At 63.3% G+C, this 15,133-nt stretch carries 12 protein-coding genes; 7 read left to right on the forward strand and 5 right to left on the reverse strand.

Going from position 1 to position 15,133, the window contains the following annotated elements; all coding sequences use genetic code 11:
• The first annotated feature begins 6 nt into the window (after positions 1–6).
• A complete protein-coding gene (locus tag JNO50_RS12080) occupies positions 7–951 on the forward strand; it encodes a YheT family hydrolase (RefSeq protein WP_189534066.1) in 945 nt (314 codons plus the stop codon).
• Between the two features lie 71 nt (positions 952–1,022).
• Positions 1,023–1,814, forward strand: coding sequence for an indole-3-glycerol phosphate synthase TrpC (trpC, locus tag JNO50_RS12085; protein WP_189534064.1), 792 nt, complete (start codon positions 1,023–1,025; stop codon positions 1,812–1,814).
• A gap of 37 nt (positions 1,815–1,851) precedes the next feature.
• Here trpC and JNO50_RS12090 read toward each other — a convergent pair whose 3' ends face one another.
• A complete protein-coding gene (locus tag JNO50_RS12090) occupies positions 1,852–4,077 on the reverse strand; it encodes a patatin-like phospholipase family protein (protein ID WP_189534062.1) in 2,226 nt (741 codons plus the stop codon).
• Between the two features lie 90 nt (positions 4,078–4,167).
• On the opposite strand from JNO50_RS12090, the gene JNO50_RS12095 reads away from it, so the two are divergent.
• The 3 genes from JNO50_RS12095 (at position 4,168) to JNO50_RS12105 (ending at position 8,091) form a co-directional block, all read left to right on the forward strand.
• Positions 4,168–5,670 carry a hypothetical protein gene (locus tag JNO50_RS12095; protein WP_189534060.1) on the forward strand — a complete coding sequence of 501 codons (1,503 nt, stop codon included), beginning with the start codon at positions 4,168–4,170 and terminating at the stop codon, positions 5,668–5,670.
• A 28-nt stretch (positions 5,671–5,698) separates the two neighbouring features.
• Positions 5,699–6,319, forward strand: coding sequence for a GTP cyclohydrolase I FolE (gene folE, locus JNO50_RS12100; protein WP_189534059.1), 621 nt, complete (start codon positions 5,699–5,701; stop codon positions 6,317–6,319).
• A gap of 236 nt (positions 6,320–6,555) precedes the next feature.
• Complete coding sequence (locus JNO50_RS12105; RefSeq protein ID WP_189534057.1) at positions 6,556–8,091, forward strand: glycine betaine uptake BCCT transporter; 1,536 nt, start codon at positions 6,556–6,558, stop codon at positions 8,089–8,091.
• On the opposite strand, the gene JNO50_RS12110 is transcribed toward JNO50_RS12105, so the two are convergent.
• Entirely contained in the window at positions 8,069–8,881 is an 813-nt protein-coding gene (locus JNO50_RS12110; protein WP_189534055.1) for a LysR family transcriptional regulator, read from the reverse strand. The genes JNO50_RS12105 and JNO50_RS12110 overlap by 23 nt on opposite strands.
• A gap of 109 nt (positions 8,882–8,990) precedes the next feature.
• Here JNO50_RS12110 and JNO50_RS12115 point away from each other — a divergent pair, with 109 nt between their 5' ends.
• Positions 8,991–9,713: an SDR family oxidoreductase gene (locus tag JNO50_RS12115; protein WP_189534053.1), complete on the forward strand. Its 723-nt coding sequence runs from the start codon at positions 8,991–8,993 to the stop codon at positions 9,711–9,713.
• Positions 9,714–9,717: 4 nt separating this feature from the next.
• Here JNO50_RS12115 and JNO50_RS12120 read toward each other — a convergent pair whose 3' ends face one another.
• Positions 9,718–10,254, reverse strand: coding sequence for a DNA-3-methyladenine glycosylase I (locus tag JNO50_RS12120; protein ID WP_425325368.1), 537 nt, complete (start codon positions 10,252–10,254; stop codon positions 9,718–9,720).
• A gap of 236 nt (positions 10,255–10,490) precedes the next feature.
• Between JNO50_RS12120 and JNO50_RS12125 the strand changes: the two genes are divergently transcribed.
• Positions 10,491–11,423 (forward strand): DHH family phosphoesterase, encoded by a 933-nt coding sequence (locus tag JNO50_RS12125; RefSeq protein WP_189534048.1) that lies wholly within the window; start codon positions 10,491–10,493, stop codon positions 11,421–11,423.
• Between the two features lie 51 nt (positions 11,424–11,474).
• On the opposite strand, the gene JNO50_RS12130 is transcribed toward JNO50_RS12125, so the two are convergent.
• Positions 11,475–12,677: an acetyl-CoA C-acyltransferase gene (locus JNO50_RS12130; protein ID WP_189534046.1), complete on the reverse strand. Its 1,203-nt coding sequence runs from the start codon at positions 12,675–12,677 to the stop codon at positions 11,475–11,477.
• Positions 12,678–12,741: 64 nt separating this feature from the next.
• Positions 12,742–15,117 carry a 3-hydroxyacyl-CoA dehydrogenase/enoyl-CoA hydratase family protein gene (locus JNO50_RS12135; protein ID WP_189534044.1) on the reverse strand — a complete coding sequence of 792 codons (2,376 nt, stop codon included), beginning with the start codon at positions 15,115–15,117 and terminating at the stop codon, positions 12,742–12,744.
• Between the last annotated feature and the right edge of the window lie 16 nt (positions 15,118–15,133).

Genomic DNA, 15,133 nt, shown 5'->3' on the forward strand with positions numbered 1-15,133 from the left:
GACGGCATGCCGTACCGCCCTCCCGCCTGGCTGCCCGGCGGACATGCCCAGACCATCTGGCCGGCGCTGATGCTCAAGGCGCCGCCGCCGGTTTACCGCCGCGAGATCTGGGATACGCCCGATGGCGCGACCATCTGCGTGGACCGCGTGGACGGCACGCCCGGCGCGCCGCTGGTGGTGCTGTTTCACGGACTGGAGGGCAGCAGCGCCAGCCATTACGCCAGCGCGCTGATGCGGGAGGTGGTAAAGTGCGGCTGGCATGGCGCGGTGCCCCATTTCCGCGGATGCGGCGGCATGGACAATCCGCTCAAGCGGGCCTATCACGCCGGCGATGCCGCGGAGGTGCGCTGGATTCTCGCCCGGCTCGGCGCGCAGAACCCGAAGCTGTTCGTGGCGGGAGTTTCGCTCGGGGGCAGCATGCTGCTCAACTATCTGGCCGATGAGGGCGATACCGCCCTGCCGCTCGCCGCGGCGGCGGTCTCGGCGCCGCTCGACCTCGTGGCGGCAAGCACACGCCTCGACCGAGGCATGGGACGCCTGATCTATACCCGGATGTTCATGGACACCCTCAAGCCCAAGGCCCTCGGCCAATTGGCACGCCACCCGGGACTGTTCGACGGCCAGGCCCTGCGCCGCGCGCGCACCTTCAACGAATTCGACGAACTGGTGACCGCTCCGCTGCACGGCTTCGCCAATGCGTTGGACTATTGGGAACGCAGCAGCAGCAAAACGCGGCTTGCCGACATTCACTGTCCGACCCTGGTGCTCAACGCCCGCAATGACCCGTTCCTGCCAGAGAGCGCCCTGCCGGCTCAGGATGCCGTATCCGGCAGGGTCACCCTGGAGTTTCCCGCCGACGGAGGGCATGTCGGCTTTGTCACCGGCCGCTTTCCCGGCCGCATCGATTGGCTGCCGCGACGCCTGATGGCCTTCTTCTCGCCGCATCTGTGACACCGGCTTGCCAAAGACTCCCGGCTTCTGCATGATGATTGGCTTTCGCAGACCCGCCGACGAGACGCCGCATGTCCGATATCCTGACCACCATTCTTGCCACCAAACATGAGGAATTGCGCGCGGCGCGGGCATCGCGCCCGCTCGAACGCGTGCGCGCCGACGCGCAGGCCAGACAGGGCGACCGGCGCGATTTCATCGCCGCGTTGCGCGCGCGCCATGCCCTGGGCAAAGCGGCCGTCATCGCCGAGATCAAAAAGGCCAGCCCGAGCAAAGGCGTTATCCGCGAGCATTTCGAACCGGCCGCGATCGCGGAGCGCTACGAAGCCGGCGGCGCCGCCTGCCTGTCGGTATTAACCGACCGACAGTATTTCCAGGGCAGCCCCGACTATCTCGAAGCGGCGCGCGGCGCCTGCGGCCTTCCGGTGCTGCGCAAGGATTTTCTTGTCGATCCCTACCAGGTGTACGAGGCACGCGCGATGGGCGCCGACTGCATCCTGCTGATCGCCGCCGCGCTCGATGACGCGCGGATGCGGGACATGGAAGCGCTGGCGCTGGAATTGGACATGGCGGTGCTGGTCGAAGTGCACGACGAAGCAGAGCTCGAACGGGCGCTGCATCTGTCGACCCCGCTGATCGGGGTCAACAATCGCAACCTCAAGACCTTCGAGGTATCGCTGACGACCACGCTGCGGCTTGTCGGCGTCATGCCGCCGGACCGCATCCCGGTGACCGAGAGCGGGATCGCCACGCAGGACGACGTAAGGCTGATGCGCAGCCACCGCGTCGACAGCTTCCTGGTCGGAGAAGCCTTCATGCGCGAAGCCGATCCGGGCGAGGCGCTGTCGCGCTTGTTCGCCTGACCACGGTACGGGACGGACGGGCCGGCCCGAACCATATTCAATAATCCACGCCGACCATGAAGTAGCCGGTCAGCCGCCCGCCCTGGGCGGCTCCCACGCCCAGAAACACCGGACCGATCCAGGTATCGGCGCCCAGGAACAGCGCCCCGGCCTTGAGAACCCGGCTGTCGCGGCCATAGGGCCACAACCCCAGCGGCTGCCACACCTTGCCCGCCTCCAGCGATACCCCGGTATAGAGTCCGCTCCCGAGCGCGGAGGGCAGTGTCGCGACGCGCCAATATCCCATCAGCCGGCCCAGCGCGACCCGCTCGCCGACCAGCTCGTTCTGCTGATAGCCGGTCAGATTGAGGAATCCGCCGAGGAACTGCGGCTGAATGGCGCGCTTGCCCGCGCTGTCGAGGATATTGCCGCGCAGCTTGCCGGTCATGCGCAGGCTCAACTCTCCGAAAGTCACCACGTTTTCAGCGGTGACATTGTAATAGCGCCCGTTGTAATTGCCCCAGGCCGGCACGGCCATGCGCACTTCTCCGTTGAAGAAGTAGCCGCGGCGCGGCCACCGCGGATTATCGAACTGGTCGATGACCAGCTGGCTGCGAATACCCCTGTCCTGCCAGGGCACGAAGTTGTCCGGGAACGACTCGTCGATACCCTCCCGATGGAAAGGATGATAGCGGCTGAAGTACGCCCCAAGCCGGAATTCGCCGAATTTGCCCAAGGCTATCCCGCCGTCCAGCCCGGCGGTACGCTCGCGGATGCCGATCTCCATCGCCTTGACGTGGGAGGGGAAATAGAACCCGTAATGTTTTTCGCTGTAGCTTGCGTAGGCCGCGACAAACATCGGATTGGTGGCGGAAAAGGGTTGATAGAATTCGGTTCGCAACAAAGGATCGTTGCCGAGCGTCGCTTCGTTGCGCCAGGAGGCGCCCGCCGAATTGACCCAGGTGCGCAAATGCGACGCCATGATGTTGTAGCTGGAATCGCCGGGCGCCGTGCCTTTGAGCTCCATGCCAAAGCGCAGATAGTCCGGGCCGGTCGCCCGCTCGACGGGCATCACGCTCATGATGTTTTGCCCGTTCTGATGACTGATCGTGTAGGTCAACCGGTCGTAGTCGCCTTCGGCGAACAGACTGCGCAAAGTCTTGCGCACCTCGGCCACATCCTCGCCGTTGCCGTGCTGACGCAACCGGGCTTCGACCGCCGACCGATTGACAAACCCGGCCTTGCCCGCGATGCGGATCTCGTTGATCACCGGCGCGGCCGGAGCCACCAGAGTTTCGTGCCAGGCAAGGTATTCCGGTTCCGGAACCGACAGCGCCCTGAGCTTGGCCTCGATCGCCTTCGCGGCCTTCAGACCGCGCTCCATGATCGCCTGGTTTTCGCCGAAATCGGCGGAACTGAAGCCGTCAAGGTCCGGCCGTATCACGATATCATCCTTGTCCAGGCGCTTCATTTGTTCGCTGACATTGCGCGAAATCAGCAGGCGGCTGGTTTGCGATACCACATCGAATAGCGAGTTGATCTGATCCTTCTTCAAGGGCGGCGTACCGACATCCACGACGATCACCCGATCCGCGCAGCGGTGCTTGATTTCCTGGATCGGCAGATTGCGCGCGACACCTCCGTCGACAAGCAACTTGTCATCGTATTCGACCAGATCGAACAACCCCGGCACCGCCATGCTCGCGCGCAGCGCCACCGACAGATCGCCCTTGTCGAACACCACGGCCTCGCCCGTGCTCAGATCGGTCGCCACCGCACGAAACGGAATGGGGAGCTTGTCAAAGCTGTCGATCGTGCTGTCCCGGGTCAACTTGCGAATGAAGAGATCGATATCCTGGGAGTTGATGGCGCTGCGCGGCACCTTGAGCGCGCCGTTGCCCACGCCGAGAGTCAGATCGAAATAGTTGATGTAATCGTTGCGCTTCCTGTCGTAGGGTGTATCGCGCCGGTCGACCCGGCCCGACAGCATGCGATCCCAATCCGCCGTGCGGAACGCTTCGCGCATGCCTTCAAGACTCATACCGTTGGCGTACATTCCGCCAACCAGCGCCCCGGCGCTGGTTCCCGATATGCACGAAATCGGCACATGCAACCGTTCCAGCTCCATCAGCACCCCAAGGTGCGCGAATCCTCGCGCGCCACCGCCTCCCAGCACGATCCCGATGCGGGGAGGCGCGGATGCCGACCGGGAAGCCACCTCCGCGGCGAACGCCAACTGGCACGCCAGAATCAGCGCGATTCCCCCCAAAATGCGTTTCAACATGCCCTCTTTCCTGCTTTCATGGTTTATTGGGGTAGCCGGCTGGCGTAAGATAGAGGCACACAACTTCCGGCCACCCCGTTCATACTGATCATGCCCAACCCGCTGTCCACACTGCGCGCCCTGCTCGTCCGCTCCCGCACGGCCCGCCACATGACAGATCTCGCGACCCACATCAAGGCGGAGGGCGACGCAGGCGGCATTGCGACCATCATGGACGTACTGCCGTCCCTGACCCGCCTGAACGCCGACACAGGCCTTGCGCTGATGAGCCGAGTCGAGGCGCTGCTGACGCTGGACAGGGCGCTGGAACCTCTGCTCGCCCGTCTTGGCGGCGAGTGCCGATTCGGTCAGTCCGCCCTCCGGGCGAGTCTGCCCGCGCTGCTGAGCGTGAGTTCGGAAATGGCCGGCGCCTATCTTGGCTGCGTCACGCATTATCTTGCCCGGCCGGCTCCGATGGTTCACGAGAAACTGCGTCTGGCGACCCTTCGCGGACTGCATTTTCAGCTCGAGGCCATGCTCTACAAGGCATTGCGCTATCTGCAGCCAAGCGAACAGGACTGGAAAACGCTCGGGCGGCTTTACCTGTTCGCCGACGAACATGATTATGCCCGCACCCCGTTCGTCTTGTCTTCGCATAATACGCCGGTCACGGCCGAAGCCTTGCTCATCCAGGCGGCGCTTCTGAACCTGTCCCAACCGGAAAACCTGCTTCACAAGGATATCGCCGCGTGCGATGTCCTGCTATCCCGGCTCCGGCAGCACTGCGAGCTGACCCACCGTCCGTCGGGCGCCGAGCCGGTCTACCGCATCGATCCGGACAGCGGCATGCCCCCGGAGCGTCTTGCGCATACGATCACGAACCGTCACCAGCGGTTCCTGTCATTGCAACCGGCAAGCACCGCCCTGGCCGATCTTGCGCTGGAACTTGAAAACCGCGCCGTTGCGTCGGAGACACCCGGACAAGTCCTGACGCGGGAGCAATGGCTCGCGCTTATCCGCGCGCTTTCCGTGCGCTGGACCGCCGATGGCGGCAAGTCGTTGCGCCGCGCCGATCGCCAGGCCAACAATGAGGATGTACGCGTGACGGACGGATTGCCGCACATCGCCCTGGCTTTGCAATTCGCCGACAGCGAGGCCGCGCTGCCAAGGCAGCAGCAGGGCTGGCGCATGGTCGATGAAAGCGAGTCGGGCCTCGGGCTGTTTTTTCCGGGCGCGCTCCCGGATCTCGCGCCAGGACGCCTTGTACTCGTACGCAAAATCGGGGGAGACCCGCTTCTGGGCGTGATCCGCCGCCTGGCGCGACAGACCCTGGGCACCCGGGTCGGCGTCGAACTCCTCGGCGACGCGCCACTGCCGGTCTCCGTGCAGGCCGCCCGCGCGGAAGAGCCATGCGTGGCGCTTTACGTTCCGCGTGACCGGGCGCGCGGACGCGAGCGATGGCTGCTGCTCCCTCCCGATCTGGCCCACCCCGGTCAGGAGTGCCTGCTGCACGCCCAGGGCAAGACCTACCGGATCGAATTGGCCGACGAGACGGCGACGTCCTTCGACGATGCCGTGCACATGGACTTTGCCACTCTGGCAAGGCTTGCCTGAGCCTTGCCCGCCAACCAGGACCCTTACCATGCTTTGTACTCCCCTTGATGGCGACTTGCCGCAACGCGACCTCGAACCGACGGCGCCGTTCGACGCGGCGGCATTCGAAACCGCGATCCATGACCTGCTTCTCGCATGCGGCGTTCCCCCGAGCGGCAAGCACACCGGCAAGACGCCGCAACGGGTTCGCGAAATGTGGCAGAACCGGCTGCTCGACGGCTATGCGCAAAGTCCGGAGACCGTTCTCGGAGAAGGCTTCGCCGACGATTCACGCGACATGGTGATCATCCGCGATATCGCCATCCACGGTATTTGCCCCCATCACCTGATTCCCTTTCACGGACTGGCGCACGTCGCCTACCTGCCCGGCGGCCGCCTGCACGGATTCGGCCGCATTTCGCGCATGGTGGATGTCATCAGTCACCGGATGACCTATCAGGAATGGATGACCCGGGACATCGCCGACACCCTGCTGCGCGCCGGGCAGGCACGAGGCGTCGCCTGCGTTGTCGACGCCCAGCAGCTGTGCCTGCTGCTCGGAGAAAACCGCCGTGGCAGCGAACGTGTCGTCACTCAGGCTTTCGCCGGCGCATTCGAAGATGACACCGGGTTGCAAAATCGCTTCCTGACCGCCATCCGCCAGGCCTGATATTCCCCTTTTCCCGCTTTTCTTCGTACATTAGCGTTTACAGATATAACTTAGTTATGTTAAAGTAAACGCTAACGTCTTGTTTTTCATAATTATCGTCCGTCATCCCGGACAATCGGACCGCCATGCGGTCCACCTTCATTCACTCCCCCGCGAGTGACGTTTCGAACCCCCGAGGCCCATAGCCCGCCTGAGCATCCGCTTGGCCGGCGCGGTCAACCCCAGGGAGATTTTGCATGGTCTTACGACTTTCTCTTGCGCTGACGGCGCTATTCGCGCTGTTCGGCGTGTTTTTTCCCGGTCTTCTGAACGAAGCCACTTCGCACCTTCTGGCGTTGACCATCAGCCGTTTCGGCTGGTTTTACCTGCTTGCCGTCTTCGGTTTTCTGACGGTCTCGCTGTATCTGGCCTTTGGCCCCTTCGGACATATCCGCCTGGGTAAAGAGGACGACGAACCCGAGTTCACGAGGGGCACCTGGTTCGCCATGCTGTTTTCCGCGGGCATGGGCATCGGACTGGTGTTCTGGGGCGTAGCCGAACCGATGTCCCACTTCGCCATCCCGGCCAGCGCAGCCACAGCGCCCGAGACGGCCGAGGCGGCCCGCCAGGCCATGCGTTACGCCTTTTTCCACTGGGGGCTGCACCCCTGGGCCGTGTTCAGCCTGATGGGCCTGGCTCTGGCCTATTTCAAATTCAACCGGGGAGAACCGGGGCTGATCAGTGCCGCGTTCCGCCCCCTGATCGGCGATCGCGTGTCCGGTCCGGCCGGCAAGATGATCGATACACTGGCCGTGCTCGCCACCGTGTTCGGTGTCGCCACCTCGCTCGGCTTCGGCGCAAGCCAGATCCAGAGCGGCATTCAGCGGATGACTGGACTGCCCGGCAGCCCCCTGCTGACGGCCGCCATTATCGCCATCGCCACCTTGCTGTTTCTCAGCTCCTCGCTGACCGGCCTGTCGCGCGGCATCAAGTGGCTATCCAATCTCAACCTGTCGCTGGCCATCGGACTCATGCTGCTGGTGATGATCCTGGGCCCCACCGGATTCCTGTTCGATACCTTCACCACAACACTGGGCGATTACCTGGGAAGCCTGGTCAGCACCAGCCTGCGCATGACACCTTTCACACAAGGCACCTGGACGGCCGACTGGACACTGTTTTACTGGGCTTGGTGGGTGACGTGGGCACCGTTTGTCGGCATGTTCATCGCCCGTGTCTCTCGCGGCCGAACCATTCGCGAGTTCGTGGTCGGCGTGATGCTGGTGCCCGCGCTGACCAGCTTCATCTGGTTCGCCGTTTTCGGAGGAACAGCCTTGCACCTACAGCTATTCGGCGGCACGGATATGGTCGCCGCCGTCAAGAGCGATGTTTCCACCGCCCTGTACGTGATGTTCGATCACATGCCGGCATCCGGCCTTCTGTCGGCCGTGGCGATGCTGCTGGTCATGAGCTTTTTCGTGACATCGGCCGACTCGGCGACATTTGTGCTGGGCATGCTGTCCAGTGGTGGATCGCTCAACCCGTCGCAGCGCGTGAAAATCATCTGGGGAGTGCTGCTGGCCGTGGTGGCCCAGGTCCTGCTCGCCTCGGGGGGACTGAAAGGCCTACAGACCATGTCCATTGTCTCGGCGCTGCCGTTCACCCTGATCATGATCGGCATGGCCGTTTCCTTGCTCAAGGCCCTCAACCAGGATGAAACCCGCCAGCGCAAACGGGAAATCGAACGGCTGCATGAGCTGGAAGCGCTGATCACCCGCCGGGAAAAACACTAGCGCAATCCGTGCCGAGCGCCGCGCGCAGCCTGCCCAGCACCGGATTGGACGATGCCTGGGCAGGCAGACACAAGCCGACACGCCGGGTCGGCAAGGGACCGACCAGCGGACACTCTCGCACGCCGGGCAGGGAATGGATCAGCGAGCGCGGCAAAAACGCCGCGCCCGCGCCGCAGGCGACCAACTTCGCGGCAATGGTGAGATTTCCCGCCTCGGCCGCGACCGTTCCGTCTCCATACAGGGGCAACAAACGCTGATGCGAGGGATGGAACGGACAAACCACCCAGGGCCCGGTCTTCTCCATACCGGCATCGGACTCGGGAACCGCCAGTACGAACGGCTCCTCGTCCAGAGCGAAAAACCATTCGTCTTCGCAGCTTGACGCCTCCGCGCCGAGACGGATCTCTCCGCAACACCCCTCCTCGACCAGCAGGCGCACTTCCGGCATCAGCCCCACGATCCGGTTCACCGCCGCTTGCAGATGCGCGATGGCGATATCGCCTTCGACTCCGAGACGCACAACCGGACGTTCCCATCCTGGAAGAAACTGCGCGGCGAGCGCCGCGGCCTGATCCACCAGTTGCCGGGCTCCGGGATACAACCGGCGCGCCGCATCGCTGACTTCAACGCCACGCGGCAAACGATGGAACAGCGCCACCCCCAGCGAGACCTCGAGTTGCCGGATCGTCACCGACAAACTAGGCTGAGAAACAAAAAGGCGTTCTGCGGCAGCCGTGATGCTGCGCTCTTCGAAAACGGCGATAAACGCTTTTAGCTGACGAACATCCATAGAAAACTCCTATACCAGCCAGAAAAACAAAGTATTTTTCAGGCGAAAACAGGCGGATTATAGTGGATGCATCCAGTAAACCATCGTTTTCTTCTATGGGAGTTCCATCATGTCACGTCCCCTGATCATCATTACCGGCGCCAGCTCCGGCATCGGTCTGGCCACCGCCCGGGTGTTCGCCCGGGAAGGGCATCCGCTCTTGCTGCTGGCCCGCAACCGGCAGGCCATGGAGGCGCTCGGACTGCCCGACGCCATGTGCCGTTCGGTCGACATCACCGACCGCGAAGCCGTCCTGGCGGCCGTGCATGAGGCCGAAACGGCCCTCGGCCCCGCGGATGCCATCATCAACAACGCGGGCGTCATGCTGCTCGGCGCCCTTGCCCGGCAGGATCCGGCCGAATGGGAGACCATGTTCGATGTCAACGTGAAGGGAGTGCTCAACGGCATTCACGCTGTTCTGCCCGGCATGATCGCGCGTCGGGCCGGAACCATCATCAATGTCAGCTCGATTGCCGGCCGCAAGACGTTTCCGGATCACGTCGCCTATTGCGGCACCAAATTCGCCGTGCACGCTGTCTCGGAAAACCTGCGCGAAGAAGTCTCCGGCCATAATGTGCGGGTAGTGACGATCGCGCCGGGCGCGGTGGAAACCGCCCTGCTCTCGCACACCACCGACGAGACCATCAAGGAAAACTACGGAAAGTGGAAGGAAGAGATGGGCGGAGTCCTCGAGGCGGGCGACGTCGCCGAAGCCATCTGGTACGCCTACCGCCAGCCGCAGAATGTCTGCATCCGCGAAATCGTGCTGGCGGCGACCCGGCAGCAGCCCTGAGCCTTTAGCGCCCGGGCACAGCAAAACGCTCGCGCGCCGCCTCGGCGGCGACCCGGACATGACAATCGGCCTGATGATCGTTCACCAGGCCGATTGCCTGCATGAAGGCATACACGGTGGTCGGCCCGACAAAACGCCAGCCCTGGCGCTTCAGATCCGCCGCCATGGCTTGCGCCTCGGTCGAGCGGGCGGCCCCGACACGGAATTCCGTGCGTTTCGCCTCGTAGCGCCAGACATACGCCGCGAGCGTTGCCTCGCGCTCCAGGAGGCGCTCCGCGCAACGCGCATTGTTGATCACGGCTTCGATCTTGCCGCGATGGCGCACGATGCCGGCATCGGCCAGCAGACGCTCGACGTCCCGGTCATCGAAGCGGACCAGGGTGGCGATGTCGAAACCGGCGAAGGCCCGACGGAAGGCCTCGCGTTTTTTCAGGATGGTGAGCCAGCTGAGACCCGATTGAAATCCCTCGAGGCACAGTTGCTCAAAGAGGCGGGTATCGTCCCCAACGGGGAAGCCCCATTCCGTATCGTGATACGCCATGTAGATCGATGCCCCGTCGCACCAGCGGCAACGGATCGGATCCCCGGGCGGAGGACTATCCATAAGAAGACTCGCGCAAGAAACGGGAACAATCGTTCAGGCAGTGTAGCATCCATACCTCCCATCACCACGACCAAGCCGCTCAGGGAAGCGAATGAATCCGGGCTGCATCGAAAAAATCTGACCTACACTCAAGCTAGCGACCCGATACCGACAAACATGTCATGGAGAACGTTATGGCTCGACACCACTACCGGCTGGTCACGCGCAGCGACTTCGATGGTCTGGTCTGCGCTGTTTTGCTCCGAGAACTGGAACTGATCGACGAGATCGTGTTTGTGCACCCCAAGGACATGCAGGATGGCAAAGTGGCGATCACCGGCAACGACATCACCACCAATCTGCCGTACACGCGCCAGGCTCACCTGGTTTTCGACCATCACCTTTCCGAAACCTTGCGCAACGAAGGCATTCCGGCCAACTACATCATCGACCCGAAAGCCCCCTCCGCCGCTCGCGTGGTGTACAACCACTTTGGCGGGGCCGACGCTCTGCCCGGCATCAGCCCGGAAATGATGGAGGCGGTCGACAAGGCCGACTCCGCGCAGCTCTCCCGCGAAGACATCCTCGAACCCAAAGGCTGGGTCCTGCTCAACTATCTGATGGATGCGCGCACCGGGCTTGGGCGCTTCAAGGACTTTCGCATCGGCAATTACCAGTTGATGATGGATCTGATCGTCTACTGCCGCCATCACGACATCGGCGACATCCTGAGCTTGCCGGATGTGCAGGAACGCGTGGCGCTGTACCGCGAGCATGAAGCGGCCGCCAAAGAGCAGATCCTTCGCTGCTCTCGGGTGCACGGCAATCTGGTGGTGCTCAACCTGCTGCATGAAACCGTGATTCATCCGGTCAACCGCTTCATGATTTATGCACTGTTTCCCGAGTGCAACATCTCGATCCATGTCATGTGGGGACTTAACCGGCAGAACATTGTCTTCGCGGTCGGCAAATCGATTCTGAACCGCTCGTCCAGCACCAATATCGGCGCGCTGATGCTGCAATATGGTGGAGGGGGGCACGAAGCGGCGGGAACGTGCCAGATTCGCAGCGACCGGGCCGAGGATGTGCAGGAAGAACTGGTCGCGCGCATCCGCGGTCACGGCTGACAAAAAACCCACGCCGGGGCGTGGGTTTCGAGGGTGGATCCGAAAAGACCGTTACAGCACTTCGATGATGCCCGCGGCGCCCATGCCGGTGCCGATGCACATCGTCACCATGCCGTAGCCCTTCTGCCCGCGACCGCGCATGCCGTGCAGCAGCGTCGCCGTACGGATCGCGCCGGTCGCGCCCAGCGGGTGACCCAGGGCGATCGCGCCGCCATGCGGATTGACGAGCGAGGTATCGAGTTCCAGGTCACGGATCACCGCGAGCGCCTGGGCGGCGAACGCCTCGTTCAGTTCGATCCACTTCATGTCGGACTGGGCGAGGCCGGCTTGCTTGAGGGCGGCCGGAATGGCTTCCTTCGGACCGATGCCCATGATCGCCGGGGGAACCCCCTTCACCGAGAAGGTGACATAGCGGCCGATCGGAGTCAGGTTGAACTCCTTGAGAATGCGTTCGGACACGATGATCACCGCGCCGGCGCCGTCGGACATCTGCGAGCTGTTGCCGGCCGTCACCGAACCCTTGGCATCGAACACGGTCTTCAGTTTGGCCAGACCTTCGAGCGAGGTTTCGCGGCGCGGGCCCTCGTCGGTGTCGAGCAGCTTGTTGACCAGTTGCACCTCGCCGGTTTCCAGGTTGGGAATCCGGTAAGTGGCCGGCAGCGGGGTGATTTCGCTCTTGAAAGCGCCCGAATCGATGGCGGCCAGCGCGCGGCGATGCGACTCGACGGCGAAGGCGTCCTGATCTTCTCGGGAAACGCCCCATTGCTGGGCGACTTTTTCCGCGGTCAGACCCATGCCGTAAGCGATCGCGTAGTTTTCATCCTTGGCGAACACTTCCGGATTCAGGGAAACCTTGTTGCCCATCATCGGCACCATCGACATCGATTCCGAGCCGGCCGCGATCACGACGTCCGCCTCGCCCATGCGGATGCGGTCGGCCGCGATCTGCACGGCGTTGATGCCGGAGGAGCAATAACGGTTGATGGTGATACCGCCAACCGTATCCGGCAAGCCGGCGAGCAGCACGCCGATACGCGCCATGTTCAGGCCCTGCTCCGCCTCGGGGAAGGCGCAGCCCACCACACAATCGGAAATCAGGTTGGGATCCAGGCCGGGCACCTGGGCGAGCGCGCCGGTGATGACATGCGCGAGCATGTCGTCCGGACGGACGTGGCGCATCATGCCACGCGGAGCCTTGCCAACCGGGGTACGGGTGGCGGCTACGATATAAGCTTCCTGTACTTGCTTGACCATTCTATCAATCTCCTGGTGCGAAACGGCGGCGCGGGGCGGCCGTTTCGCGATGTATGGGCTTCGATCAGTTGCGCAGCGGCTTGCCGGTCGTCAGCATGTTGGCAATACGATCCTGCGTCTTGGCGTTCTGCAGAAGCGTCATGAACGCCTTGCGCTCCAGATCCAGGATCCATTGCTCGTTGACCTCGGTGCCGGCTTCGACATCGCCGCCGGTCATCACGTCGGCGATCTGCGACGCGATGAAGAAGTCATGCTTGCTGATGAAGTTGCCTTCCAGCATGTTGACCAGTTGCCCCTTGATCGAGGCGGCGCCAGCGCGGCCGGCCACCGGGAAGGACTTCACCTTCATCGGCGGGCGATAGCCGGATTCGGCCATGGCCAGCGCTTGCTGCTTCGCCACGTACAGGAGTTCGTAGGCATTGAACACCACCATATCGGACTTCTTGAAGAAGCCGAGTTCCTGCGCTTCCAGGGCGCTGGTGGCCACCTTCGCGGTCGCGATGTTCATGAAATAGTCTTTCAGCGCGGCGAGGATGTCGCCACGGGCTTCCTGCGACGCGCGCAGGGCGAATTCCTTGCAGCCGCCGCCGCCGGGCAGGAGGCCCACGCCCACTTCCACGAGACCGACGTAGGACTCGAGGGCGCCGACCACGCGGTCGCAGTGCAGCGCGATTTCGCAGCCGCCACCGAACACATAGCCCTGGGTCGCCGCCACGGTCGGAACCTGACTGTAGCGCATGCGCAGGGAGGTCTGCTGGAAGCGGCGGATCATCGCTTCGATCGCTTCCCAGTCTCCGGTCATGAAAGCGGGCAGCATCGATTGCAGATCGGCGCCGACGGAGAACGGCTCCTCGGTCTGCCAGATCACCAGGCCCTTGAAGCGGTCCTCGGCGATATCGAGCGCGGCGTTCAGGCCATCGAGCACGGCCGGGCCGATCGCGTGGGCCTTGGACTTGAACGACACAACGAGTACATCGTCGCCGGTGGTGAAGGCGCGCACACCTTCGTTCTCGTAGACGGTTTCGCCAAGTTCAACGGTTTTCTCGCCCAGCACTTTGGCCGGCGCCAGCTGACGCGCGTAGACATCGAGCGAGGAACGGCCTTCCAGGGCATTGCCGGCCGGGTTGTAGGAGCCTTCGGCGAAGTGCACGCCGCCGCGGTCGGCTTCGAGCACCCAAGCCGGCAGAGGCGCCGACGACAGGGCCTTGCCCGCCTTGATGTCCTCGTCCACCCACTTGGCCACTTGCTGCCAGCCCGCCGCCTGCCAGGTCTCGAACGGACCGGTGGTCCAGCCGAAACCCCAGCGGATCGCGAAGTCAACGTCACGGGCCGAGTTCGCGATATCGGCCAGATGGACGCCGATGTAGTGGAACACGTCGCGGAAGCACGCCCACAGGAACTGGGCCTGCGGATGGGAGGATTCACGCAACGCCTTGAAGCGGGCGCCGATATCCGGGTTCTTCAGGATTTCCTTGACGCCATCGTCGCCTTTCTCGCCGGCGCCGACATAGTCGCCCTTGGCCGGGTCGAGGACGAACATCTGCTTGCCCTCTTTCTTGTAGATGCCGACCTTGGTCTTGGCGCCCAGCGCGCCCGCGGCGATCAGTTTCTGCAGCCACTCGGGCGACTTGTACAGGCTGTGCCACGGGTCTTCCGGCAGGGTGTCCTGCATGGTCTTGACCACATGGGCGAAAGTATCGAGTCCGACCACGTCGGCGGTGCGGAAGGTCGCGGACTTCGGACGGCCCAGGCGCGGGCCGGTCAGGTCGTCGACGACATCGAAGCGGATGCCGAATTTCTCGGCGTTGGCGATGGTCGCCAGCATCGAGTAAACCCCGATGCGGTTGGCCACGAAGTTCGGGGTGTCCTTGGCGCGCACCACGCCCTTGCCCAGGGTGGTGACAAGAAAGCGCTCGAGGTTGTCGAGAATGGCGGCGTCCGAACCCTTGCACGGGATGATTTCAACCAGGTGCATGTAGCGCGGCGGGTTGAAGAAATGCACGCCGCAGAAACGCGGCTTCAGTTCGCCGCTCAGGCTGTCGGCCAGGGCGTTGATCGACAGTCCGGAAGTATTGGTCGCGAAAATGGTGTGTTCGCCAAGATGCGGCGCGACCTTCTTGTACAGGTCGGTTTTCCAGTCCATGCGCTCGGCGATGGCCTCGATGACCAGGTCGCAATCCTTCAGCAGGTGCAGGTGGTCGTCGTAGTTCGCCGGCTGGATATGGTTGACGGCGTCGCGGGACGCCAGCGGGGACGGCTTTTGCTTCTTCAGCGCTTCGATCGCCTTCTTCGCGATGCCGTTCTTGTCGCCTTCCTTGGCGGGCAGATCGAACAGCACGGTCGGTACCTTGGCATTGACCAGGTGCGCAGCGATCTGCGCGCCCATGACGCCAGCGCCGAGCACGGCCACCTTGCGCACGATGAACTTGGTTTGAGACATGGTTTCCTCGTTTATG

The sequence above is a fragment of the Paludibacterium paludis genome (genome assembly GCF_018802605.1).
In the GTDB taxonomy this organism is placed as follows: domain Bacteria; phylum Pseudomonadota; class Gammaproteobacteria; order Burkholderiales; family Chromobacteriaceae; genus Paludibacterium; species Paludibacterium paludis.